At 64.9% G+C, this 21,604-nt stretch carries 21 protein-coding genes; 6 read left to right on the top strand and 15 right to left on the bottom strand.

All coding sequences use genetic code 11. The features are described 5' to 3' along the window. Window positions 1-12: 12 nt before the first annotated feature. The 9 genes from AC5Y6Y_RS18805 to AC5Y6Y_RS18765 all read right to left on the bottom strand — a co-directional run bounded on the left by AC5Y6Y_RS18805 (window position 13) and on the right by AC5Y6Y_RS18765 (window position 10,876). On the bottom strand, window positions 13-1,668 hold the full coding sequence (locus AC5Y6Y_RS18805; protein ID WP_499924849.1) for an MCE family protein: 1,656 nt from the start codon (window positions 1,666-1,668) through the stop codon (window positions 13-15). Then, window positions 1,669-3,006, bottom strand: a complete 1,338-nt coding sequence (locus tag AC5Y6Y_RS18800; RefSeq protein WP_499930134.1) for an MCE family protein — start codon at window positions 3,004-3,006, stop codon at window positions 1,669-1,671. Continuing rightward, complete coding sequence (locus AC5Y6Y_RS18795; RefSeq protein WP_463827279.1) at window positions 3,003-4,409, bottom strand: MCE family protein; 1,407 nt, start codon at window positions 4,407-4,409, stop codon at window positions 3,003-3,005. Before AC5Y6Y_RS18795 ends, AC5Y6Y_RS18800 begins: the two co-directional genes overlap by 4 nt. Further along, window positions 4,409-5,491 carry an MCE family protein gene (locus AC5Y6Y_RS18790; RefSeq protein WP_499919190.1) on the bottom strand — a complete coding sequence of 361 codons (1,083 nt, stop codon included), beginning with the start codon at window positions 5,489-5,491 and terminating at the stop codon, window positions 4,409-4,411. Before AC5Y6Y_RS18790 ends, AC5Y6Y_RS18795 begins: the two co-directional genes overlap by 1 nt. Then, a complete protein-coding gene (locus AC5Y6Y_RS18785; protein WP_463827277.1) occupies window positions 5,484-6,515 on the bottom strand; it encodes an MCE family protein in 1,032 nt (343 codons plus the stop codon). Before AC5Y6Y_RS18785 ends, AC5Y6Y_RS18790 begins: the two co-directional genes overlap by 8 nt. Next, on the bottom strand, window positions 6,512-7,705 hold the full coding sequence (locus AC5Y6Y_RS18780; protein WP_463827276.1) for an MCE family protein: 1,194 nt from the start codon (window positions 7,703-7,705) through the stop codon (window positions 6,512-6,514). Before AC5Y6Y_RS18780 ends, AC5Y6Y_RS18785 begins: the two co-directional genes overlap by 4 nt. An 8-nt stretch (window positions 7,706-7,713) precedes the next feature. Next, window positions 7,714-8,559 (bottom strand): ABC transporter permease, encoded by an 846-nt coding sequence (locus tag AC5Y6Y_RS18775; RefSeq protein WP_463827275.1) that lies wholly within the window; start codon window positions 8,557-8,559, stop codon window positions 7,714-7,716. Window positions 8,560-8,581: 22 nt separating this feature from the next. Continuing rightward, complete coding sequence (locus AC5Y6Y_RS18770; protein ID WP_463827274.1) at window positions 8,582-9,388, bottom strand: MlaE family ABC transporter permease; 807 nt, start codon at window positions 9,386-9,388, stop codon at window positions 8,582-8,584. Between the two features lie 282 nt (window positions 9,389-9,670). Next, on the bottom strand, window positions 9,671-10,876 hold the full coding sequence (locus AC5Y6Y_RS18765) for a CaiB/BaiF CoA transferase family protein (protein ID WP_499924858.1): 1,206 nt from the start codon (window positions 10,874-10,876) through the stop codon (window positions 9,671-9,673). A gap of 394 nt (window positions 10,877-11,270) precedes the next feature. Here AC5Y6Y_RS18765 and AC5Y6Y_RS18760 point away from each other — a divergent pair, with 394 nt between their 5' ends. Genes AC5Y6Y_RS18760 through AC5Y6Y_RS18750 form a run of 3 tightly spaced genes read left to right on the top strand, consistent with a single transcriptional unit; the run spans window position 11,271 to window position 13,585 of the window. Further along, the gene (locus AC5Y6Y_RS18760) at window positions 11,271-11,972 is read left to right on the top strand and encodes an SDR family NAD(P)-dependent oxidoreductase (RefSeq protein ID WP_463827272.1); all 702 of its coding nucleotides are present in this window, start codon (window positions 11,271-11,273) and stop codon (window positions 11,970-11,972) included. Between the two features lie 34 nt (window positions 11,973-12,006). Further along, entirely contained in the window at window positions 12,007-12,201 is a 195-nt protein-coding gene (locus tag AC5Y6Y_RS18755; RefSeq protein WP_463827271.1) for a ferredoxin, read from the top strand. 16 nt (window positions 12,202-12,217) lie between these two features. Next, window positions 12,218-13,585: a cytochrome P450 gene (locus AC5Y6Y_RS18750; protein WP_499924861.1), complete on the top strand. Its 1,368-nt coding sequence runs from the start codon at window positions 12,218-12,220 to the stop codon at window positions 13,583-13,585. A 65-nt stretch (window positions 13,586-13,650) separates the two neighbouring features. Here the strand turns inward: AC5Y6Y_RS18750 and AC5Y6Y_RS18745 are convergent, their stop codons facing one another. Further along, complete coding sequence (locus AC5Y6Y_RS18745; protein ID WP_499924863.1) at window positions 13,651-14,826, bottom strand: acyl-CoA dehydrogenase family protein; 1,176 nt, start codon at window positions 14,824-14,826, stop codon at window positions 13,651-13,653. Further along, the gene (locus AC5Y6Y_RS18740) at window positions 14,810-15,808 is read right to left on the bottom strand and encodes an acyl-CoA dehydrogenase family protein (RefSeq protein WP_463827268.1); all 999 of its coding nucleotides are present in this window, start codon (window positions 15,806-15,808) and stop codon (window positions 14,810-14,812) included. Before AC5Y6Y_RS18740 ends, AC5Y6Y_RS18745 begins: the two co-directional genes overlap by 17 nt. A 97-nt stretch (window positions 15,809-15,905) precedes the next feature. Between AC5Y6Y_RS18740 and AC5Y6Y_RS18735 the strand changes: the two genes are divergently transcribed. Genes AC5Y6Y_RS18735 through AC5Y6Y_RS18725 form a run of 3 tightly spaced genes read left to right on the top strand, consistent with a single transcriptional unit; the run spans window position 15,906 to window position 18,501 of the window. Next, window positions 15,906-16,400, top strand: coding sequence for a nuclear transport factor 2 family protein (locus AC5Y6Y_RS18735; RefSeq protein ID WP_499924866.1), 495 nt, complete (start codon window positions 15,906-15,908; stop codon window positions 16,398-16,400). Then, window positions 16,397-17,497: an NAD-dependent epimerase/dehydratase family protein gene (locus AC5Y6Y_RS18730; RefSeq protein WP_499924868.1), complete on the top strand. Its 1,101-nt coding sequence runs from the start codon at window positions 16,397-16,399 to the stop codon at window positions 17,495-17,497. The genes AC5Y6Y_RS18735 and AC5Y6Y_RS18730 overlap by 4 nt, the downstream gene beginning before the upstream one ends. Beyond that, the gene (locus tag AC5Y6Y_RS18725; RefSeq protein ID WP_499919195.1) at window positions 17,494-18,501 is read left to right on the top strand and encodes an NAD-dependent epimerase/dehydratase family protein; all 1,008 of its coding nucleotides are present in this window, start codon (window positions 17,494-17,496) and stop codon (window positions 18,499-18,501) included. The genes AC5Y6Y_RS18730 and AC5Y6Y_RS18725 overlap by 4 nt, the downstream gene beginning before the upstream one ends. Here AC5Y6Y_RS18725 and AC5Y6Y_RS18720 read toward each other — a convergent pair. The 4 genes from AC5Y6Y_RS18720 to AC5Y6Y_RS18705 are packed head-to-tail and all read right to left on the bottom strand — an operon-like array spanning window position 18,495 to window position 21,425. Further along, complete coding sequence (locus AC5Y6Y_RS18720) at window positions 18,495-19,763, bottom strand: amidohydrolase family protein (protein WP_499919196.1); 1,269 nt, start codon at window positions 19,761-19,763, stop codon at window positions 18,495-18,497. The two genes, AC5Y6Y_RS18725 and AC5Y6Y_RS18720, sit on opposite strands and share 7 nt — an antisense overlap. 26 nt (window positions 19,764-19,789) lie before the next feature. After that, window positions 19,790-20,401: a nitroreductase family protein gene (locus AC5Y6Y_RS18715; protein WP_499919249.1), complete on the bottom strand. Its 612-nt coding sequence runs from the start codon at window positions 20,399-20,401 to the stop codon at window positions 19,790-19,792. 29 nt (window positions 20,402-20,430) lie between these two features. Next, window positions 20,431-21,294, bottom strand: a complete 864-nt coding sequence (locus tag AC5Y6Y_RS18710; RefSeq protein WP_499924873.1) for an SDR family oxidoreductase — start codon at window positions 21,292-21,294, stop codon at window positions 20,431-20,433. Further along, complete coding sequence (locus AC5Y6Y_RS18705) at window positions 21,291-21,425, bottom strand: hypothetical protein (RefSeq protein ID WP_463827263.1); 135 nt, start codon at window positions 21,423-21,425, stop codon at window positions 21,291-21,293. The genes AC5Y6Y_RS18710 and AC5Y6Y_RS18705 overlap by 4 nt, the downstream gene beginning before the upstream one ends. Window positions 21,426-21,604 lie beyond the last annotated feature (179 nt).

Here is a 21,604-nt window from a genome sequence, read left to right as displayed (position 1 = left end):
GCAGACAACGCCTCAGATGGCGAACATGTCCTTCCACGTCTTCGGCGCCTTCGACGCGACCAGGTCCGACTGGCGGTAGACCTGACCGTCCGGAGTCATATAGCTGCCGGTCTCCGGGCTGTACTGGGCGAAGACGACGGCCGGCCCGGAGGGTAATCCGTTGCGCCCGAACGCACTTGGTGCGGCTGCGGGTGCCGGGTCCGGCGGCGGACCGGGCGCGGCCGCCGGTGCCGGGCTGGGCGCGCCGGCAGGCGTGTCGAGCGGCGCGATGGGGTCGACCGCACCCATCGGTGAAAGTTGTGCCGGCGGTGGGGCGTTGGGCGGGATCGCCGATCCCCGCGCCGGGCCCAGCCCGGGCGGCATCGGCGTTCCGTCGATCGGACCGAAGATTCTTTCCCGGTTGAAGTTGACCCGGTCGTCCGGCGGGATCCCCTGGGACAGCAGATTCGGGTCCAGCGGGTAGGTGCCGAAGACGTGCTGCCGCATCGCAAGCGGCATGAAAGGCTGGTCGCTGTCGCATATTTCGACCGTCGGCGCCCGCTTGCCGGGATGGCCCATGCACGGGTAGTTGCGGGCGCCGCGGACCCCGATGGGCGAATCCTGGGGCAGCTTGCAGTACAGCCCGTCCGGTGTGTCCATGGTCGTGGTGTCGGCCGGGGACCGCCATTGACTCGGCGGCAGGAATCCGACGGTGCATGCGGGCGGGTCACTGATGATGAGGTTGAAGGCACCGGTCGCCAAACCGGTAGGGCTGTTGCTGCCGACGAACGATTGGATCGCCGCGACGAACGGTGGGAACAGCACCAGCACCTGCTCGAGGGACGCGTGGTAGGTCACCCCGATCTGACCGATCGTGGTCAGGTTCGCCAGCAGCACCGGCAAGGTCGGCTTGATCTGGTCGAGCAGCCGGGACGCCTCGTTGAACGCCCCCGGTCCGTTGTGCAGGACGCTACGAATCTGCGGATCGTTGGTCGCCAGTTGGCCGGTGACACCCGCCAGGCTGTGAGCCCACCGCCGGATACTGTCGGTGGTCTGCGCCTGCGAGTCGAGCAGCGGCGCGGTGTCCTCGGTGAGGCGTCGCGTGCGGTCTGCGACGCCGTTGAGGTCGCCGGCTATCCGCGAGGTCGAGTCGAACAGCGACTGAAAGTCGTAACTGGCCCCGTTGAACGCCCGGAACGATTCGTCGAGCAGCTTGGTGAGCTTGCCCTGCGGAATGCTGTTGAGCAGGGCGCTGGTCTGGTCCAGCACCGGCCCGATCGGCTGCGGGGTGCGGGTATTGGTCGCGGCGATGACCGAGCCCTCGCGCAGATAGGGACCCGAACTGGTGCGCGGCCGCAGGTCGACGTACTGCTCGCCCACCGCGGAAAGGCTGCGCACCTCCGCATCCAGGTTCGCCGGTATTTTCGGTGAACTGTCAAGCCGCATAGTTGCTTTCGCGCCCCGCGCAGTGAGCTCGACGCCCGTCACCTTCCCGATCTGCACCCCGCGATAGGTCACGTTGCTGAAGCGGTACAGGTTGCCGCTCTCGGGAAGTTCCAGCGTCACGGTGATCTTGCCGATGCCCAGCAGCGTCGGCGCCTGGATGTAGAGGACGACCATGACGACCATGCCGAGGATCCCGACGATCGCGAAAATCGCGAGTTGGATGCGGATGAAGCGAGTCAGCATCTATCCACCCCCCTGCACCGGAGCGACCGCGGGTGGCAACCCGGTAGGCGGCGGCAGCGGACCCTGTTCTGCCGGCGCCGGCGCAGGCCCCAATAGGCTCGGCACACCCGCCGGGGGCGGGCCGGGCGCCGCGGGCGCCGGACCCGGCAGCGGGCCGGGTGCTCCCGGTGCCGCAGCCGGCGGTGGACCCGGCAGGAACGAGCCCGGCGATCCGGGGGGTGCACCGTACCGGAACTGCAGATACTGCGGGTCTCCCGGCGCCGGCACCGGCTCTGCGCCCAACCGCTCCCAGTGGGTGCCGCGCAGGATGCTCTTGCGCAGTCCAGAGTTGGTCAGGTCCAGGATGAAGTTGCCGTTGACGTAGTCGCCACGGACATAGCGATCGATGAAACCCTGGGTGAACGGGAATGTCGGCGCATAGGCGATGGCCTGATCGAGTTCCGGCCCGACATCAGCCAACCCCCGGATCGTCGGCTCGAGATTCCGCAGGTTGTTCACCAGATCCGACCCGGCGTCGTTGACCAGTCTCGTTGCCGTGTCACCGAACGTCCCCAGTTTGTTCAGTGCCGTGGTGAGCCGGGGCCGCTCCCTGATCAGCACGTCCAGTGCCGGCGGAATCTTGTTCAGCGCCCGCGTAATCACGTCACGCTGGCCTGCCAACGTTCCGGTGAGCCGGTTCAGCGATTGGATCGACGCAACCAGATTCTCGCGCTGCGCGTCGAAGGTGCCGATGAAGGTGTCCAACCGGTGCAGCAGATCGCGTATCTCCGCAGGGTGCCCGGAGAGCGCGGCGTTGAAGTTGTTGATGATGTCGCCGATCTGTCCCAATCCGCCGGCGTTGAGGACCACCGACAACGAGGAAAGCGTCTGCTCGGTGGAGGGATAGGTCGAGGCGCGATCGATCGGAATCTTGGCGCCGGGTGGCAACTTGCCGTGCGCTTGCTGACCCAGCGGCGTGTTCAGGGCCAGGTGCATGGATCCCAGCAGGCTGGTCTGTCCGACGCTGGCCACCACATTCTCGGGAATGACCACACCGCGCTGCACCGAGAGTTCGACGTCGGCATGCCAGTTGCGGACGGTCAGCTTGCTGACGCTGCCGACGATCACGTCGTTGACCATCACCGGCGAATTCGCTTCCAGCGTCCCGACATTGGCGATCTCGACGTAGTAGGTGGTGGCATCCGGCCCGCGTCCCACCGCACCGGGTAGCGGCAGCGAGTTCAGTCCGCTGAACGCACACCCGCTCACAGTGAGTATGACGGTGACGGCAATGCCCAGAACCCGGCGAACGGTCCGCGCGGCGGGCGCGGGCGGCCGGCCTTGTCGCCGGGGGGTCATGGGGAATGCCTCTCTGCGGGCAGGAGCAGGTCCGCGGGGCTGTTCGGTACGGGTGGTGGTTGGACGGGCAGGCTCGGTGGTGGCGGCTCCGGCATCGCCGCCCCCGGTATCCGCGCCGGCGGACCGGGCGGTGGCGGATACTCCGGAGTGTCGCCCGGCAGCCCGCTGAATGCCGACACCGCGGGCGGCAATTCGGGGGGCGCTGGCCTCGGGCCTATCCCGCCCGGCTTCAACCGATCCTCGGTGTACACGACATTCTGCGGGTCGAACGCCGGAGCCAGAATCGGGTTGACCGGAATCGGCAGGTAGTTGAAGTTGAACAGCATCAACGGGTTGAACACTTTCAGAGCCGGACTCAGATAGAGACCGCACAGCTTTCCGGTCTCGACCGCGGTGACGTTTTCGATGGCCCCGATCTGTGAGCAGTAGGCGAAGGTCGGATTGCTGAAGTTCTGCAAGCCCACCCCACCGCGGACATTGCCGACGTCCGGGTCATAGTCGTTGTAGCCGTTGGCGATTGCGTTCGGCGCCACGTGCAGCACATTCTGTAGTGCCATCTTGTTGTCGACGAGGATCTGGGTCAGGTCGGCCAGCCGGGTGATCTGCTCGGCGGTCTGGTCCCGGGTGCCTGCGATGAACCGCTGTACTTCCACGACGGCGGTCGACAGGTCGGTCAGTGCCGCATCCAGGGTGGGCTTGTTGTCGTCGAGCACACTGGTCAGGGTGGCGAGCCGATTGTTGAACTGCACCAATTGAATGTTGCTGTCGCGCAAGGCCCCGATGAAGGTCTGCAGGTTCTTGATGATGTCGATGAAGTTGCCGCTGCCGTTGGCGAAGGTTCGTCCCAGCGCCGACAGTTGCGCCAGTGTCTGGCGAAGTTTGTCGCCGTTGCCGCCCAGCGCGTCGGCGGCCGCGTCGATGAACCGCGACACCGCCGGTGTCGATGCTCTGCTGTTGGGTCCGAAATCCGTTGCCAACTTCATCAATTGGTCTTTGATCTCGTCCCATTCGACGGGGGTGGCCGTCCGGTCGACCGGGATCACCGCGCCGTCCTTCATCGTGGCGCCGGCGTTGCGGTAGGCCGGGGTGAGCTGGACATAGCGCGCAGCCACCAGGTTCTGGGCGACGATGACGGCTCTGGCGTCCGACGGGATGGAGATGCCGTGATCGATGTGCATCACCATTCTGGCCTGGGTGCCCCCCGGCTCGATCGACTCGATCGTGCCCACTTTCATGCCCGATACCCGCACGTCGTCGCCCGGATAGATCGCGGTGGCGGTGCGGAAGTACGCGGTGATCGTGGTAGGCCGGAAGAACGTATTGCGGATCATGACCCCGGCGCCGACGACGACGAGCACGACCAACAGGACCGCCAGTGCGATCTTGAAGCCTCGGCGGCGCATCACCGCGACCCGCCCGGATTCATATTGAACGGGAAAGGCAGGAGTGACCGCGGCCCGGCATTGTCCGGTGGCTGACCGGGCGCGCCGTAGGCGCGGAAGCCGAATGCGTAGTCGAACAACCACTGGAAGAACTCGAACTGGAACAGGTTCGGGATGAACGGGTTGTAGTAGAACCCGCTGGACACCGTTTCGCCTTGGGTCAGTTCGAACTTGGCCAAGCCGGGTATCGCTTTGCCGAGGTTGTCTCGATTGCTCTCCAGCATCGCGGTGACCGAGTTCAGCTTCGTCAGCGTGGGCGCCAACTCAGCCTCATTGTCGTGGACCAGACCGGTCAGTTGTTTGGCCACCGCGGACGTGCTGGCCAGCAGCCGCACGATCGCCTGGCGCCGCTCCACCAGCATCGACAGCAGGTCGTCGGCGTTGAGGATCAGCGTGTTCAGTTGCTGGCTGCGTTCGGAAAGAATGTGCGTGACGTCGGCCGCGCCCTTGAGTAGTTGACTGAGCTGCTGGTCGCGGCCGTTGATGGTCGCAGACAGCCGGGTAACGCCGTCGAACGTCGGACCTAGTTGCGGCGCAATCTGATTCAGGGTGGTCGCCAGGGTGTCAAGGGATTGGTTGAGGGAGTCGGTATTGGTTCCCTGGATGTCGGTCGCCAGATCACCGACAGCCTCGGACAGCGAATACGGCGACGAGGTGCGCGACAGCGGGATGACGTCCATCGGGCGCATTTTGCCGTTGCCGGTGGACTCCACGGTGAGCACCCGCTGGCCCAGCAACGACCCGGTCCGGATGTGAGCGGTACTCGACGAGCCGAGTAGCACAGCGCCTTTGACGGTGAACGTCACCAGGACATCGCCGTTCTGCAACTTCATCCCGGACACGCTGCCGACCTTGATCCCCGAGACCGTCACGTCGTTGCCGGTTACCAGACCGCCGGCATCGCCGAACACGGCTTGGTAGCGGACGGCGGTAGCCCGTTGAATCAACGCATCCGGGGACAGCCCGACGGCGATCACCAGCACGATCGAGACGACGCCGAGGAATCCGGCGCGAATGAGCTGTGCTCCGCGGTACTTAAGCATCGGGTTCGGCGCACCTTCCCGTGACTTGGTGCTTGATGCCCACTTCCACCGTCCGGTACTGCAGGTCCGAGACGCGCAGCGACAGTCCGCAGAGGTAATAGGGGAACCAGGCGCCGTAAGACCCCAACCGGGTCAACTTGCGGTAGTTGTTCGGCAACTTGCGCAACGAGATGTCGATGACGTTCTTGTCGTTATCCAACAGCGGCGCAAGCCGATTCAGTTGATCGACGGTGCCGGCCAATGGCGGTCGGGCGCGGGTGAGCAGATCGGCGATGGAGGCGGTGCCGTTGTCCAGGGCGGTGATGGCGGTGCCGATCGTGTCGCGGTCGCCTGCCAATCCGCTGATCAGGCGCTCGAGACGGTCGATGGCGCCGGAGAATTTCGTGCCCTCGGAATTGACGGTGCCGACCACAGTGTTGAGGTTGTCGATCAGCGCCTGGACCGATTCGCTGTTGTCGGCCAATGTATTCGAGAACGAAGATGTCTTGGACAGCAGCGACTGCAGGGTCGAACCCTCGCCCTGGAAGACCTGGATCAGCGACGCGCTGAGCGCATTCACGTCTTCGGCCTTGAGTCCCTTGGTGACCGGCTTCAGTCCGCCCAGCAGCAGGTCGAGGTCGAGGGCCGGCGCGGTGCGATCGATCGGGATCTCGCTGCCGGCCGGCAGCACCCTCGTGTTCCCGGGTCCGTCGAGGAGTTCCAGGTACCGGTCGCCGACCAGATTCAGGTAGCGCACGACCGCTTTGGTGCCGCCGGTGAGCACGACGCTGCGGTTGGCGTCGAATTTGACCAAAACCTTCTTGTCCGCACGCAATTCGATGCTGTTGACGGTGCCCACCCGGACCCCGGCCACCCGCACCGTCTGACCCTCCTTGAGTCGTGACACGTCGGTGAAGAGCGCCGAATACTCATTCGTGGAACCGGTTTGGTACTGCCCGAAGATGAAGAACAACGAGATGGTCAGCAGCACCATGATCACCGCGAAGGCGCCGAATTTGAAGATCATTCCGCGTGAATTGCTCATCCGGGATCTCCGACCTGGAAGCTGTTGCGCGGCGGTCCGTCGATCGGTCCGTAGAGCAGCTGCTTGAGACCGTCGGAGTTCAACAGCAGTTGCGGGTTTCCGTACTCCTGCGGGTTGGCGCCGATGTCTGCGATCACGAACGGCGGGGCGTGCTCGAAGGGCACCCGCGGCAGATCGTGGCACTGCGGACCGCCGGTCGCAGCCACCTTGGGCAGGTTCGCCGGGTAGCGGTAGCGCTCAGCGCCGAAACCGAGATAGACCAGCACGTTGATCATCGGTTCGGGCAACGCCGCCGCATGCAGGTTCACCGCCATGCCCCCCAGGGCGCACGTCAGCGCCGGGCTGTACTCGTTGGTCAGGTTGGTCGTCGGCAGCAGCAGATGCAGCACATCGGTCAGGCCCTGCCGGTTTCCGCCCACCACTTCGTTGCCGATGTCGGCCAGTCCGATCGAGCTGATCAGGAACGCGTCCAGATTCTGCTGTTCCTCGACGATGGATTTGCTGAGCTGCGTGGCATTCTCAGCCGCCCTCATCAGATCCGGTGCGGCATCGCCGTAGGCGTTGCTCACCGCGGGCAGCACGCTCAGGTCGTGGTTCAGCGCGGGCAGCGCGGGATCCTGGGTGGCCAGGAACGCGTCCAGGTCGGCCAGCGCTTGGCCGATCTTGTGGCCGCGGCCGTTCACCGCCGCCGCGATCGCGCCGAGGGTTTCGTTGAGTTTGGCGGGATCGATCGAACCCAGCAACGACGTCAATTGCTGAAAGACGGTGTTGATCTCCACCGTGACGCCTTTGCCCTCGAGCACCTGATGCGGTTGCAGACTCTGCTGCGAGGGGTTTTCGGGGGGCAGCAACTCGACGAACTTGGCACCGAAGACTGTCGTCGACGCGATGTCGACCAGCACATTGCGCGGAATGAACTGCATTGCTGACGGGTACATCGCCAGGTGCAACACGGCTTGACCGTTGGGCCGCTCTTCGATCCTTTCGACCTTGCCCACCTGAACGCCACGCATCTTCACTTTGGCTTCCGGGTTCATCACCAGTCCCGCCCGCGGCGACACGACGGTGACGGGGATGCTCTCGGTGAAGCTGCTGCTGAACAACCCGATGGCGACGGCGACGATGGCCAGGATCACGCCGATGGTCGCCAAGCCCACCAACGGACTGACATACGCGCGCCTCTCGTTCACCACCCCTCCTAGCCCGACAGGTTGAAGTTGCCGTTGGAGCCGTAGATGGACAACGAGATGAGCAGGGTCACCGACACGACGACGATCAGCGAGGTGCGGACCGCGTTGCCGGTCGCGACACCCACACCGGCCGGGCCGCCGGAGGCGAAGAAGCCGTAATAGGTATGGATCAGCAGGATGGTGATCGCCATCAGGATGGCTTGCAGGAACGACCACAGCAGGTCGATGGGGTTCAGGAAGGTGTTGAAGTAATGCTGGTACAGACCACCTGACTGGCCGAACAGGAACACCGTCGTGAACTGGCTGGCCAGAAACGACAGCGTCACCGCGATGCTGTAGAGCGGCGTGATCGCCAGCATTCCGGCCACGATCCGGGTGCTCACCAGGTAGGCGACCGGGCGGATCGCCATCGATTCCAGCGCGTCGATCTCCTCGTTGATCCGCATCGCCCCGAGCTGTGCCGTCACTCCGGCACCGAACGTTGCCGCCAAGCCGATGCCCGCGACGATCGGCGCCGCGATCCGCACGTTGATGAAGGCGGACAGGAATCCGGTGAGTGCCTCGATGCCGATGTTGCCCAGCGAGCTGTAGCCCTGCACGGCCAGCGTCCCGCCGGTGGCCAGGGTCAGGAATCCGACGATGACCAGTGTCCCGCCGATCATCGCCAGAGTGCCGGCCCCCATGCTGATTTCGGCGATCAGCCGGATGATCTCACGGCGGTAATGGGTGGCGGCGAAGGGGATCGCGCCGAGGGACTTGCCGTAGAACAACGTGTGATCGCCGAATCGGCCCAGGGCACCGACCGGCTTCTCCAGCGTCCGCGCCACCCGCGGATAGGTAGCTCGCAGCGTCACGTGAGTCGTTACCCCCTTTCCGCTACTTGCTCGACATCTTGATACCGATCGCGGTGACGACCACATTCACCACGAACAGCGACATGAACGCGTACACCACCGTCTCGTTGACGGCGTTGCCGACAGCCTTCGCGCCGCCGCCAGAGACGGTCAGCCCGCGGTAGCAGGCGACCAACCCGGCGATCAGGCCGAAAAGCGCTGCCTTGACACAGGAAATGATCACCTCGGGGACACCGGTCAACAGGGTGATTCCGGCGGCGAACGCGCCGGGGTTCACGTCCTGGACGAACACCGAGAAGACATAACCGCCCAGAATTCCGATGATGACGACCAGGCTGTTCAGTAGCAGAGCCACCAGACCCGAGGCCAGCATTCGGGGCGTCACCAAACGCTGAACCGGGTTGATGCCCAGCACCTCCATCGCGTCGATCTCTTCGCGGATGGTTCGGGAACCCAGGTCCGCGCACATCGCGGTGGCACCGGCCCCCGCGACGATCAACACGGTCACCAGCGGACCGACCTGAGTGACCGCACCGAAGGCGGCCCCGGCACCGGAGAGGTCAGCAGCGCCCAGTTCGCGCAACAGGATATTGAGGGTGAAGCTCACCAGAACGGTGAAAGGTATGGCCACCAACAACGTTGGCAAGATCGCGACCCGCGCCACAAACCACGACTGCTCCAGGAATTCGCGCCACTGGAACGGCCGGCGGAAGAGATATTTGATGGCGTCGGCCGACATCGCAAACAGCGCGCCGACGGCCTCCATGGGCTTGGAACCGCGCCCCAGTGAAATACCCGGGGTCCAGCGTTCCGCGCCCTTACTCGCCATAGGTCCGAGATCCCTTCCCGGTGAGCGCAGCGGCGGCAACTGAACTGCGCGACATGCCGATCCGGGCCGCGGGTGTCAGTGACAGCGGGGGCTTAGCAGATGCGACACCGTCAACGACTTCTACCATCCTGCCGACGGTCCCTCCGCTCTGTCGCGTGAGTAGCTGCTGCCGAGACGTAGCCGCCGCACGAAACCCCACGCCTTGACGCGTTTGGCGATTATTGCTCATACCGCGTCCGGTGGGAATGGAAAACGCATAACCGTTATCGGGCATCGGACGTCCTACGTGACCGCGCCGGCGGTCTTGAGTTCGATGATTCGGTCCCAATCGAGGCCGAGTTCCAACAGGATTTCGTCGGTCTGCTCGGCGAACCCGGGTGCCGGGCCCGTCTGCGGCGCGGTGACATCGAACTGCACCGGATTGGCGACGAGCTCGAGTTCGCCTGCGCGCACGATGTATTCGTTGGATCGAATCTGCGCATCATCGGCAGCTTGCAGGGTGTCCTGCACGGGCGCCCATGGACCCGCCAGCGTCGCGAAACGTTCGCTCCACTCGGCAAGGGTGCGTGTTGCAATGACTTTGGTCAAGATCTCCACGGCTTCTGCTGTGTTCGCAGCGATTTTCTCCGCATCGCTGAAACGCGGGTCGTCTGCCAGTTCTGGGCGATCGATGTGCCGGCACACGTCGGCCCAGAACTTGGTGGGCTGCATCATCACCAGGGAGATATAGCGGTTGTCCGCAGTCGGATACACGCCCACCAACGGGTTGACCGGTGAACCGTGGATGCCCGGCGGCGGCGACATCATCAGCTGGCCCAGATGATTCGTCAACGCCACCGTGTGTCCCAGTGACCACAACCCGCTGCCGAGCAACGACACGTCGACCACCGACGCTTCCCCGGTGCGCTCCCGCTTCAACAACGCCGCAGCGATACCGCCCGCCAGGTTGGTGCCGGAGATGGTGTCGCCGTAGGCGGGTCCGGGCGGATTGATCATCCCGTCGTAACCCATCGGCGTGATGGTGGCGGCCGTACCGGCCCGGCACCAGAAGGCGGTCATGTCATACCCACCCTTGGTCGCTTCGTCACCGCGTGGCCCGAGCGCGCTTCCGCGAGCGTAGACGATGTTCGGATTCACCGCCCGGATGTCGTCGACGTCGATGCCGAATTTCTGCCTGTGGTCGGGCAGGAAGCTGGTCAGGAACACGTCGGATCGGCGCGCAAGGTCATACAGCACCTCTTTTCCTTGCGGCACCGACATGTCCAGGCCGATGCTGCGCTTGCCGCGGTTGGCGTGTTCGATGTTCGGGTTGGGGTCGCCCTCGACGCGCAGCATGCCGGTCTGACGCAGGCCTCGCTGCGGGTCGCCGGTGACAGCGTGCTCGACCTTGACCACGTCCGCGCCCCACTCGGCAAGCACTGCGCCCGCCGACGGGACGAAGCCGTACATGGCGACTTCCAGGACGCGGATTCCTTCGAGGGGTTTCAACGCGGGCGCTCCTATCACTGAGACCGCAAGAGACTTGCGGTCCACGAACTCACCGACCGGCCGGTGACCAGCACCCGGCGCGCGAGCACCACCGACGCGTCCTGCACCGACATGGATGACCCCCTGCCCCGGCTGTGTGGTGTGGCGACAGTCACGATAACTTCATTCTCATCCCCGGCGAATCTTACATTCGAGAAGCGAGAACTCAAGAAATGAGCCGAAGCGTATTACCCTGTCGATCGGCTAAGCGGTCGCTCAGCGTCGCGCCGCACGCACCCTTTGGTGCAGGCTGCACGCGGTTTGCCGGATAACTTGCCAGCAACTTCCGCCGGAGAGTACGATTCTCATAATTGTAAGGCAGATTCTTTGTGAGTGAGATTGGCAGCGTTGCGACATGAAGACAGCGGTGGTCACCGGCGGCGGATCCGGCATCGGTCTGGCCATCGCGCGGCGACTGCGCGCCGACGGTCGTAACGTCGCCGTCATCGACCTCAAGGAAGCCGAGGACGACCTCTCGTTCACCGCGGACGTGACCGATCGGTCGCAGGTGGACGCTGCGCTGTCGGCGATCCGCGACCAGCTGGGACCGGTCGCCATCCTGGTCAACGCAGCCGGCCTGGACGGCTTCAAGCGCTTCAACAAGATCACCTTCGACGAATGGCGCAAGGTCATCGACGTCAACCTCAACGGTGTCTTCCACATGACCCAGGCGGTGCTGCCCGACATGGTGGAGGCGGGGTGGGGGCGGATCGTCAACATCTCGTCGTCGAGCGCCCACTCGGGTCAGCCCTTCATGGCGCACTACGTGTCCGCCAAGTCCGCGGTCAACGGACTCACCAAGTCGTTGGCGCTCGAATACGGGCCGAAGGGCATCACGGTCAACGCCGTGCCGCCCGGCTTCATCGACACCCCGATGCTGCGCAACGCCGAAACCCAGGGGTTCCTGGGTGATGTCGAGGAGAATATCGCCAGGACCCCGGTGCGCCGGATCGGCCAGCCCGAGGATATCGCCGCCGCGTGTGCCTTCCTCACGTCGGACGAAGCCAGCTACATCACGGGTCAGATCCTGGGTGTCAACGGCGGCCGAAACACCTGAACACACAGCCGACAGACATTTCGAAGGAGGACGGGTGAAGGTCTGGGTGGATGCCGAACGCTGCCAGGGACACACGCTGTGCGCGATGATCGCACCGGATTCGTTCGAGCTCAGCGACATCGACGGGAGCTCCTCGGCGGTCAACGAGGTGGTTCCCGAAGACCAGCTCGAGCAAGTGCGGGAGGCCGCGCAGTCCTGCCCCGAGCAAGCCATCATGCTCACCGACTGAACTGGGAGACAGCGCTTTGAGTGTGGACGATGCGATAGACAGCGACAGCGATCGCAAGAAGAACAGCTACCACTTCGATCGGCACTCCGCGGAGTACCGATCGCAGTTCAAGAGCATCACCGAGGAGATGCACGCCAAGTGCCCGATGGCGTGGACGGAGACCTACGGCGGGCACTGGGTCGCGGCCGGCAGCCATGAGGTGTTCGAACTGGCCCGCTGTCCCGCGGTCTCCAACGATCATGACATCCACGGCGAACGTCGTGGCTACAAAGGGATTTCGATCCCGACGGCCAGACGGGTCAGCGTGGTGCGCGGGGGCATCCTGGAGATGGACGACCCCGAGCACCGCACCTACCGGACGGTGCTCAATCCGTATCTGTCACCGGCCGCGGTCAAGCGCTGGGCACCCTTCATCGATGACGTCACCCGCGCGTGCGTCGACGAGAAAATCGAAAGCGGCCACATCGATTTCGTCGACGACCTGGCCAACATCGTGCCCGCCGTACTGACCCTGGCGATGCTGGGCATTCCGCTCAAGAAGTGGAATATGTACAGCGAGCCGGTCCATGCCGCGGTGTACACCCCGGAGCACTCCCCCGACATCGAGCGCGTCACCGAGATGCACCGCAACATGGGCCTGGACATGGTCAACAACATGATCGAAATCCGCGAGAATCCGCGTCCCGGCATCGTGAATGCGTTGCTGCAGATGCGAATCGACGGCGAGCCCGCTCCCGACCTGGAGATACTGGGTAACCTCGGGCTGGTGATCGGCGGCGGATTCGACACCACCACGGCGTTGACCGCCCATTCCCTGGAATGGCTCTCGGAGCATCCCGACGAACGAGAACGCCTACGCCGCGAGCGCGAGACGCTACTCGACCCCGCCACCGAAGAATTTCTGCGTTACTTCACGCCGGCACCCGGCGACGGCCGAACCTTCTCGGAGGACACCGAACTCGACGGCACTCGATTCAAAGAGGGTGAACGGCTGTGGATCTCATGGGCGATGGCCAACCGCGACCCCGCGGTGTTCCATGACCCGGACGAGGTGGTGCTGGACCGTAAAGGCAACCGGCACTTCAGTTTCGGCATCGGCGTGCACCGCTGCGTCGGATCCAATGTGGCGCGCACGGTGTTCAAGTCGATGCTCAATGCGGTGCTGGACCGGATGCCCGATTACCGGTGCGACCCCGATGGCGCGGTCCACTACGAGACCATCGGCGTGATTCAGGGGATGCGCAAGCTACCGGCCAGTTTCACGCCCGGGCCGCGACTCGGCGCCGGCCTGGACGAGACGTTGGAGAAGTTGCAACGCATCTGCGAGGAGCAGGAATTGGCGCGTCCGGTGACCGAGCGCAAAGAGGCCGCCGTCATCGACTGAGCGGACCATGCCCGCGGTGTCGCCGAGCGTGCAACGCTGGTCACCCTCGGGGCCGAAGTGGACGGCTACCCGCGAGGTAAACCCAGCACCCGCTGGGCGATGATGTTGCGCTGAATCTCCGACGTCCCGCCGGCGATCGTGCCGGAGAAGCTGCGGGCGTACCGCTCGAACCAACTCGCGAAATAGTGGTCGAGATTCATCGGCGCGTACGGCCCGGTCAACGCCGGATGCACCAGACCGTCCCCACCCGCCGCGGCCAACGCGTACTCGGAAATCCGCAATTCCGCTTCGGAACCAAGAAGTTTCAGTACCGAGATGGCCGACGTGTCGTCCTCGCCGCGCGACGCACGAGCCAGCGCCACCGACCCCAACAGGCGCAGTGCCTGCTTGTCCATGATCGTGGTGGCGTACTGGTCGCGGTCCAATGCGGAGCTGGGCACGAAGTCGGCGAGCATATTGTCCATCCGGTCGGCGAACCCCAGCCACATCATGGTGCGTTCGTGCCCCAGCGAGCCGTTGGCCACCCGCCAGCCGCCGTTGAGCTCACCGACCAGGTTCTCGGCCGGCACCTTGACATCAGTGAAGAAGACCTCGTTGAAATCCAGGTCGTCGGCGGCGCAGACCGACGCGAAGGGCCGACAGACCACGCCCTCGGTGTCGGTGGGGATGACCAATGCGCTGATGCCCTTGTGTTTCGGCGCGTCCGGGTCGGTCCGGACAAACGTCAGCAGGACGTCGGCATCGTGGGCGCCCGACGTCCACACCTTCTGCCCGTTGACCACGAAGTGGTCGCCGTCCAGCACCGCCCGGGTGCGCAACGACGCCAGGTCGGAACCTGCACTGGGCTCACTCATACCCAGTGACGCGGTGAGCTCGGCTCGCAGGATCGGTACCGCCCAGCGCCGCTTCTGCTCGTCGTTACCGAACGAAATCAGCGACGCCGCAACGATATTGACGCCCTGCGGGTTGAGGCTGTGGTAGATCCGGCGGCGGCACAGCTCCTCGAGGTAGACGTACTGCTGCAGCACGGTCGCATTGCGGCCCCCGTACTCGGGCGGCTGGGTCGGCAGTAGCCAGCCGTTGTCGAACAGCAGCCGCTGCCAGCGCCGCGCCCAGGCCGGCATGTGAGACACCGATCGGGGTCGCTCGGTGCATTCCCTGGCGTCCGGCAGATTGTCGTCGAGGAACGCCGAGAATTCCGCCCGAAACTGCTCGACCTCGGTATCAAAAGTCAGCTGCACGGTACTCCTCGGCGATCTGGGCTCGATGCTCCGCGGCACCCCCGAGCATCAGCTCACCGGCCTTGGCCCGTTTGAGCGCAAACTGCACATCGTTCTCCCAAGTGAATCCCATTGCGCCGTGCAGTTGCAGGCCGTGCCGGAACACCAGCGACTGACACTCGCCGGCTGACGCCTTGGCCATCGCGGCGGCCAGCCTGCGGCGCGGGTCGTCCGCGGAAATCGTCAGTGCCGCAAAGTAAGACAGCGACCGGGCCCGCTGAACAGCCACATGCATGTCGGCAGCTTTGTGTTGCACGGCCTGGAATGAGCCGATCGGAACGCCGAATTGGTGCCGGCTGCGCACATGTTCGAGGACCATGTCCAGGATGCGCTGACAGGCTCCGACCATGGTGATGGCCATGCCCGTCAGCGCGGTGTGTCGCGCCCGCTCGCGGTCGGTGTTGAGTCGGTCGCCGTCGGGCACCCGCACCTCGCGGAACGAGAGGTCGGCGACGTGCAGCACCGGATCGAAGACCGATTCCCGTCGCGCCGACAGCTGGTCGGCGGCTACGAGGAACACTCCGGCTTCGGTCACCACCGCCACCTGGTCGACCCGGTCGCCGTCGAGGACGTGACGAGCGGTGCCGTCGAGCACCCAACCCTCGGCGTCGCGCCGGGCGGTGACTCCGCTGTAGACCGCGGTGCCGGACTGGCCCGGGTCGAACCGGTCGCCGGCCAGCGGCGCGAATTGACTCAGCGTCGCCAGGAACGGGGTGGGGTCGGCGGCGTGGCCGAGCGCTTCGAGCACGATGGCCAGCTCGACGGCGCTGGCCGGGTCGTTGAGTTCGGTCCAGCCGAGTTCGCGGTACAGCTTCCACAACGGTTCGGTGTCGGCGCCGTCTTCGGCCACACTGCGCACCAGTGACGGCGGACATTGCTTGGCCACAACGTCGCGCACCGTGTCCTGCCAAAGCCGCTGATCAGCATCGAACTCCAACAGCATCCGGGCCGCCTCCCGTCTGGATTATCTAGCGAGAATAACATTCTCTTTGATGGAAGTAGTAATCTCAAAATCGGTTACGACTTACGGAAGGGCCCGGATGCTGGACACCGCCGCCGTGCTGCTGGAGATCGAGGCGATCAAGCAGCTCAAGGCCCGATACTGCCGTTATCTGGACACCAAGCGCTGGGACGACTGGCGCACGTTATTCGCCGACGACTTCGTCAGCGACACCTCGCCGTCGGGTGGAAAGCTGATTACCGGAGCCGACGAGTTCGTCTCCTACGTCCGTGCCATGTTGGGCACCAATCCCACCGTGCACCAAGTTCATGCCCCCGAAGTCGAACTGCGGACGGCGACGTCGGCCACCGGCGTGTGGGCCCTGCAGGATGTGGTCCGGCTCCGCCCGGGTGTCAACCTCAACGGTTTCGGTCACTACCACGAAACGTACGAGAAGTCCGATCACGGCTGGCTGATCAAGACCTCGACACTCACCCGGTTGCGTGAGGATGTGTTCAATCCCCTGTTCTCCGTGCGTATCTCGCCCCGACTGCGGGACAGCGCGGCGGCCCTGGCCCGGAGGTTCGAGCGATGAGCAGTCAAACAGTGCTTGTCACAGGCGCTTTCGGCCAGGTCGGTCGACGCTGTTGTGAGATCCTGCTACGCCGCGGTCGCACGGTGATCGCAGTCGATCTGGCCAATGACAATTCGACGGCGATCGCTGCGTCTCTCGGTGCGGCCGGACATCCCGGAACGTTGATCACCGAACACACCGATCTCACCGACGCCGCCGCCGTGGCCGCCGTGCTGGGCCGCCATCAACCTGGCGCGATCGTGCACCTCGCGGCCGTCGTCGCGCCACCCTCGTACCGGAATCCCGCACTGGCCCGCAAGGTCAACGTGGGCGGCACCCGCAACCTGGTGACCGCCGCACAGGCCCTGGACGACCCACCGTTGTTCGTATTCGCCTCCAGCGCAGCGGTGTACGGCTCCCGCAACCCGAATCGGCAGCCCGAGCGGATCACCGCCGACACCCCGGTCAATCCGATCGACCAGTACGGCGAAGACAAAGTTCTGGCCGAAGCCGTCATCACCGAAAGCGGTCTGCCCTATACGATCCTGCGGCTGGCGGCAATCGTCTCACCGGACGGCGCCGCCAGCTTCGACGGTGACTACCTGGTGTTGGTCCGTTCCACACCCGTCGATAACCGGATGCACGCCACCGATGCTCGCGACGTCGCACTGGCCTTCGCCAATGCCGTGGACCGACGCGAGGCCGTCGACGGCAAGGTACTGCTGATCGCCGGCAACGAAAGCTGCGTCCAGCTGATGAGCGAGCTGCAGGACGACATCATGGCCGCGGTCGGCATCGGCCGGCTGGGCCAATCCACCGGCCTGCCCGGCGATCCGGACGACGATCGTGGTTGGGGCTTCACCGGGTGGTTCGATACCACGGAATCTCAAGGGCTGCTCGAGTTTCAGGAACACGACTGGTCGCAGACCGTGGCCTATGTCGCCGAATCGATGGGTCGGCGCCGAGTGCTGCTGAAATTGATCGGCCCGGTGGTGCGCCCTGCCTTGCGCGTGTTTTTCGCTGTGCTGGACAGGCGTGAACACCGCGGGCCGTACGCCGACCCATGGACGATGATCGGCGCCAAGTACGGACCCGGCGCACTGGCGGGCGCATCATGACCGGGACCAAGAAACTGGTCATCGGCGCCAGTGGCTTTTTGGGCTCGCATGTCACCCGTCAGCTCGTGCAGGCCGGCGAGGATGTGCGGGTCATGCTGCGGAAAACCAGTTCTACCAAGGGTATCGACGATCTCCCGGTGGAACGCTGCTACGGTGACGTCTTCGACGACGACGCGCTGCGGACGGCCATGGCCGGGTGCGATGTGGTGTATTACTGCGTGGTCGACGCGCGCATGTGGCTGCGTGACACCGCGCCGTTGTTCCGCACCAATGTCGAGGGCCTGCAGCACGTGCTCGACGCCGCCGTGGCCGCCGATCTGCGAAAGTTCGTCTTCACCAGCAGCACCGGGACACTGGCGATCAACGATCACCGCCTGGTCACCGAGGCGGACCCGCACAACTGGACTGACGGTGGCGCGTACATCCAATCCCGGATCGCCGCCGAGGATCTGGTCTTGAAGTACGCCCGCGAGCGCGGATTGCCGGCCGTCGCCATGTGCATCTCGACCACCTACGGACCGCGCGACTGGGCACCCACCCCGCACGGTGGGGCTATCGCCCGGGTGGCCGCCGGACAGCTCCCGTTCTACATGGGCTTCTCACTGGAGGTCGTCGGCATCGAAGATGCCGCTCGCGCAATGCTTCTCGCCGCCGACAAGGGCCGAAACGGGGAGCGCTACATCATCTCCGACCGCTATATCAGCACCAGGGAGCTGCACGCGATCGCGGCCCGCGCGGTGGGTCGGCGCCCACCGCGCATTCCGATACCGATGCCGGTCCTGCGCGTCACCTCCCGCATCAACGACCTGGCCGCCCGGCTGCTGAACCGCGACCTGCCGTTCGCCTACGTCGGTGCCCGGATGGCGGAGCTGATGTCGCCGCTGGACCACAGCAAGGCCGAGCGTGAGTTGGGTTGGCAGCCACAGCCGGTCGAAGACTCGATCGCCGAAGCCGCGCGATGGTTCGTTGCGCAGTCAGCAGGTGCGGGCACTTCGCCTCACTGAAGCGCGGACTGCGCGAGTTTTTCCTCGTAGCGTCGCGCCCACTCGGCCCGCGGCCGGATCGCCACGTCCACATCGGCGGCACCGGCACGCAGCGCACCCACCGTGGCCTGAGCCTTCGGCCGGCGGGCGAACGGATCCCAGCCGAAGAACCGGCAGGAGTTCTGCCAGGTGATCTTGTCGATGTCGGCATCGTCGGCACCGGCGGCCTCGAGCTCGGCCAGCACCTGCTCCGGGGCATCGGGCCAAAAGCAGTCCGAATGCGGGTAGTCGCACTCCCAGGCGATGATGTCGATTCCAATCTCGTGGCGCAGCTTCAGCGACGTCTTGTCGGTGACATAACAGGCCAGCGAGTGCTCGCGGAACACGTCGCTGGGCAGCTTGTCACCGAAATCGCGGCGTAGCCATTTCTGATTGGTGTAATGGCGGTCGCTGCGGTCCAGATAGAACGGGATCCAACCGATTCCACCTTCGGAGAAGGCGAACTTCAAGTCGGGGTAGTTGCGCATCGCCGGTCCCCACAGCAGGTCCTGGGCGCACATCGCCGAAATCTGGGTGGCCAGGATGATGAGGTTGTCAATCGGTGCGTTGGGCGCCATGCTGATCGCCGCGAAGCCGGTACCGATGTGCAGGCACATCACCACGTTCTCCTCGGACAGCGTCGTGAAGACCGGGCCCCAGTACTGCTCGTCGTGGTAGCTGGGCAGTCCTTCCAGGTGTGGCAATTCCGGCATCGTGACCGCGCGGCAACCCTTGGCGGCCACCCGACGGATTTCGGCGCACATCGCTTCGACATTCCAGGTGGGCAGGATGGCGATCGGAATGAACCGATCCGGATAGGACCCGGCCCACTCGTCGATGTGCCAGTCGTTGTAGGCCGACACCATCACCAGGGTGGCTTCCTCGCGGTGCATGTTGAGGTGGCGTGCCGAGAAGCCGGTGAAGGTCGGAAAGCACATCGAGGCAAGGATTCCGTTGCGATCCATGTCGCGCACCCGCTCGTGCACGTCGTACACGCCCGGCCGCATCTCGGCGAATCCCGCCGGGTCGCGACCCCACTCTTCGGCAGGCCAGGACACCACCGCATTGAGTCCGCTCACGCCCTGCGGCCTGCCCTGGTACATCCACTGATCGACACCCTTGTCGTCGGTGACCACGATCGGCGCCTCCGGCTTGTACTTGGCCGGCACATGGCGCAGGAACATGTCAGGTGGTTCGACGACGTGATCGTCGATGCTCACCAGAATCATGTCGTCGATATTCATGCGGAGGTCTCCTTCATGTAGACCGGTCAGTCCAGTAGTTGGCCGGCCGGACCGTCCCAGTGGTCGAGGTTGACCGCTTCGGACAACGGCCGGCGCCGCACCGGCCCGTGTCTGCCTAGCGGCCAGCCGATGACGATGTGCCCGGCCAGCATCCAGTCATCGGGTACCCCGACGGCGTCGCGCAGCAACCGCTCACCACCGTAAGACGCCCAGCTGGTCATGCAGGCGCCGAGTCCCTGGGCACGGGCGGCCAGCAGAAAGTTCTGCATGGCCGGGAAGATCGAACCACCGAGCAGGAGTTCCGATGCCGTCGGATAGTGGACCTGCGTGAACAGGACGGAAGTGAATTCGCCTGCCCGGTCGTGCAACTCGTAGGTGGCCCGATTGGTGCGAGCCCTCGGGGTGTGGTCGTCGCCGGCCGGCCGGCTCATGCCGTAGACCGGCTCGATCACCCGAAGTGCTTGTGCCGCAGCCTCAGCCACGACTGCACGTAACTCCGGTGAGCGCAGTACGACGAAGCGCCAGCCCTGCGCGTTGGCACCCGAGGGTGCCCACTGGGCGGCTTCCAGACACCGCTTCAACGTGGCATCGTCGACAGGCCGGTCAGTGAACCGGCGGATGGTGCGAGCGGTCGACATCACCGTCCAGATGTCGTCACATGCTCCTGTCACGACGTGCCTTCGCCGGCGTCGCCCGCGGGCTCGTCGAGGAACAGGTCGAGGATCGGGTCTGGGCCGCCACCGTACCGGCGCAGGTCGGATCTGCCCGACGCCCGCAGCACGTCAGCATCGATCAGACACCCACCGGTATAGGTCCTGGCCGGACGTTGCACGATCTCGACCGCCGCGTCAGCCATGATCGCCGGGTCACGTGACCGGGCGAGTTGCGACTCGGCGTCGGGCGAATTGGCCACCGCGGCGGTCGCAATGTAGGTCTCGGGCCACAGGCAGTTGAAAGCTATTCCGTCAGCGGCATATTCGGCGGCCCAGCCCAGCGACAGCAAGGTCATGCCGTACTTGGACAACGTGTAGGACGGGTGCGCACCCAACCAGCGTGGGCTCAGGTTCAGCGGCGGAGCGATGGTGAGCACGTGCGGGTTCGGTGACCGCCGCAGCTGGGGCAGGCCGGCCTTGGTCAACAGGAATGTGCCGCGGATGTTGATGTCCTGCATCAGGTCGAACTTCTTCGCCGACAGCAGTTCGGTGGCCTCGGTGGCGATTGCGCTGGCGTTGTTGACGCAGATGTCGATGCCACCGAAGGTCTCGACGGCCGTGTCGACGGCGTGCTGGACATCCGTTTCGCTGCGGACATCTCCCACCACGGCTATCGCCTTACCGCCGACCGCTTCGATCTCCGACGCCGCGGAGTAAACGGTGCCCGGCAACTTGGGGTGCGGTTCGGCCGTCTTGGCCAGCAACGCCACGTTTGCCCCGAGCCGGCCCAGCCCGAGGCCGATGGCCAAGCCGATGCCACGGCTTGCGCCGGAGATGACCGCGGTACGACCCGCCAGCGGGCGGTCGGGTGCGCTCATCGATGCACCCCCTCGCCTTCCTGCGCGGTGAACGCCGCGGCGACGTCCTCGTGCCGGCTCAGCGCATCGCAGTCGTAGTGCTCGCTGTAATACGCCGGAGCCTCGTCGAACAACACTTGAGACGTGGTCACCACATCATCCTTCGCGCCTTCTCTGTGATCCCCCGCAGGGTGGAACCCGGCGGCTACAGCGTGACAGTTTCGGGCAAATCTGTAAAGTCAGCGGTCGGCCGTCCGGATCTGTGGGATGCGATCCGCGCGTGGCAGTACCGGGCGGTCGGCTATTTTCGCTATGCCGGGACGGTCGCAGC

Source organism: Mycobacterium sp. NGS24, from assembly GCF_059813065.1.
This window is presented reverse-complemented; position numbering and strand designations above follow the sequence as displayed.

Bases quoted from the DNA above. Each gene is read 5' to 3' on its own strand.
- AC5Y6Y_RS18715 (WP_499919249.1), bottom strand. From the start codon at position 20,401: ATGTCGACCGCTCGCACCATCCGCCGGTTCACTGACCGGCCTGTCGAC.
- AC5Y6Y_RS18785 (WP_463827277.1), bottom strand. From the start codon at position 6,515: ATGAGCAATTCACGCGGAATGATCTTCAAATTCGGCGCCTTCGCGGTG.
- AC5Y6Y_RS18795 (WP_463827279.1), bottom strand. From the start codon at position 4,409: ATGCGCCGCCGAGGCTTCAAGATCGCACTGGCGGTCCTGTTGGTCGTG.
- AC5Y6Y_RS18730 (WP_499924868.1), top strand. From the start codon at position 16,397: ATGAGCAGTCAAACAGTGCTTGTCACAGGCGCTTTCGGCCAGGTCGGT.
- AC5Y6Y_RS18790 (WP_499919190.1), bottom strand. From the start codon at position 5,491: ATGCTTAAGTACCGCGGAGCACAGCTCATTCGCGCCGGATTCCTCGGC.
- AC5Y6Y_RS18740 (WP_463827268.1), bottom strand. From the start codon at position 15,808: ATGCTGTTGGAGTTCGATGCTGATCAGCGGCTTTGGCAGGACACGGTG.
- AC5Y6Y_RS18770 (WP_463827274.1), bottom strand. From the start codon at position 9,388: ATGGCGAGTAAGGGCGCGGAACGCTGGACCCCGGGTATTTCACTGGGG.
- AC5Y6Y_RS18725 (WP_499919195.1), top strand. From the start codon at position 17,494: ATGACCGGGACCAAGAAACTGGTCATCGGCGCCAGTGGCTTTTTGGGC.
- AC5Y6Y_RS18805 (WP_499924849.1), bottom strand. From the start codon at position 1,668: ATGCTGACTCGCTTCATCCGCATCCAACTCGCGATTTTCGCGATCGTC.
- AC5Y6Y_RS18720 (WP_499919196.1), bottom strand. From the start codon at position 19,763: ATGAATATCGACGACATGATTCTGGTGAGCATCGACGATCACGTCGTC.
- AC5Y6Y_RS18735 (WP_499924866.1), top strand. From the start codon at position 15,906: ATGCTGGACACCGCCGCCGTGCTGCTGGAGATCGAGGCGATCAAGCAG.
- AC5Y6Y_RS18710 (WP_499924873.1), bottom strand. From the start codon at position 21,294: ATGAGCGCACCCGACCGCCCGCTGGCGGGTCGTACCGCGGTCATCTCC.
- AC5Y6Y_RS18800 (WP_499930134.1), bottom strand. From the start codon at position 3,006: ATGACCCCCCGGCGACAAGGCCGGCCGCCCGCGCCCGCCGCGCGGACC.
- AC5Y6Y_RS18760 (WP_463827272.1), top strand. From the start codon at position 11,271: ATGAAGACAGCGGTGGTCACCGGCGGCGGATCCGGCATCGGTCTGGCC.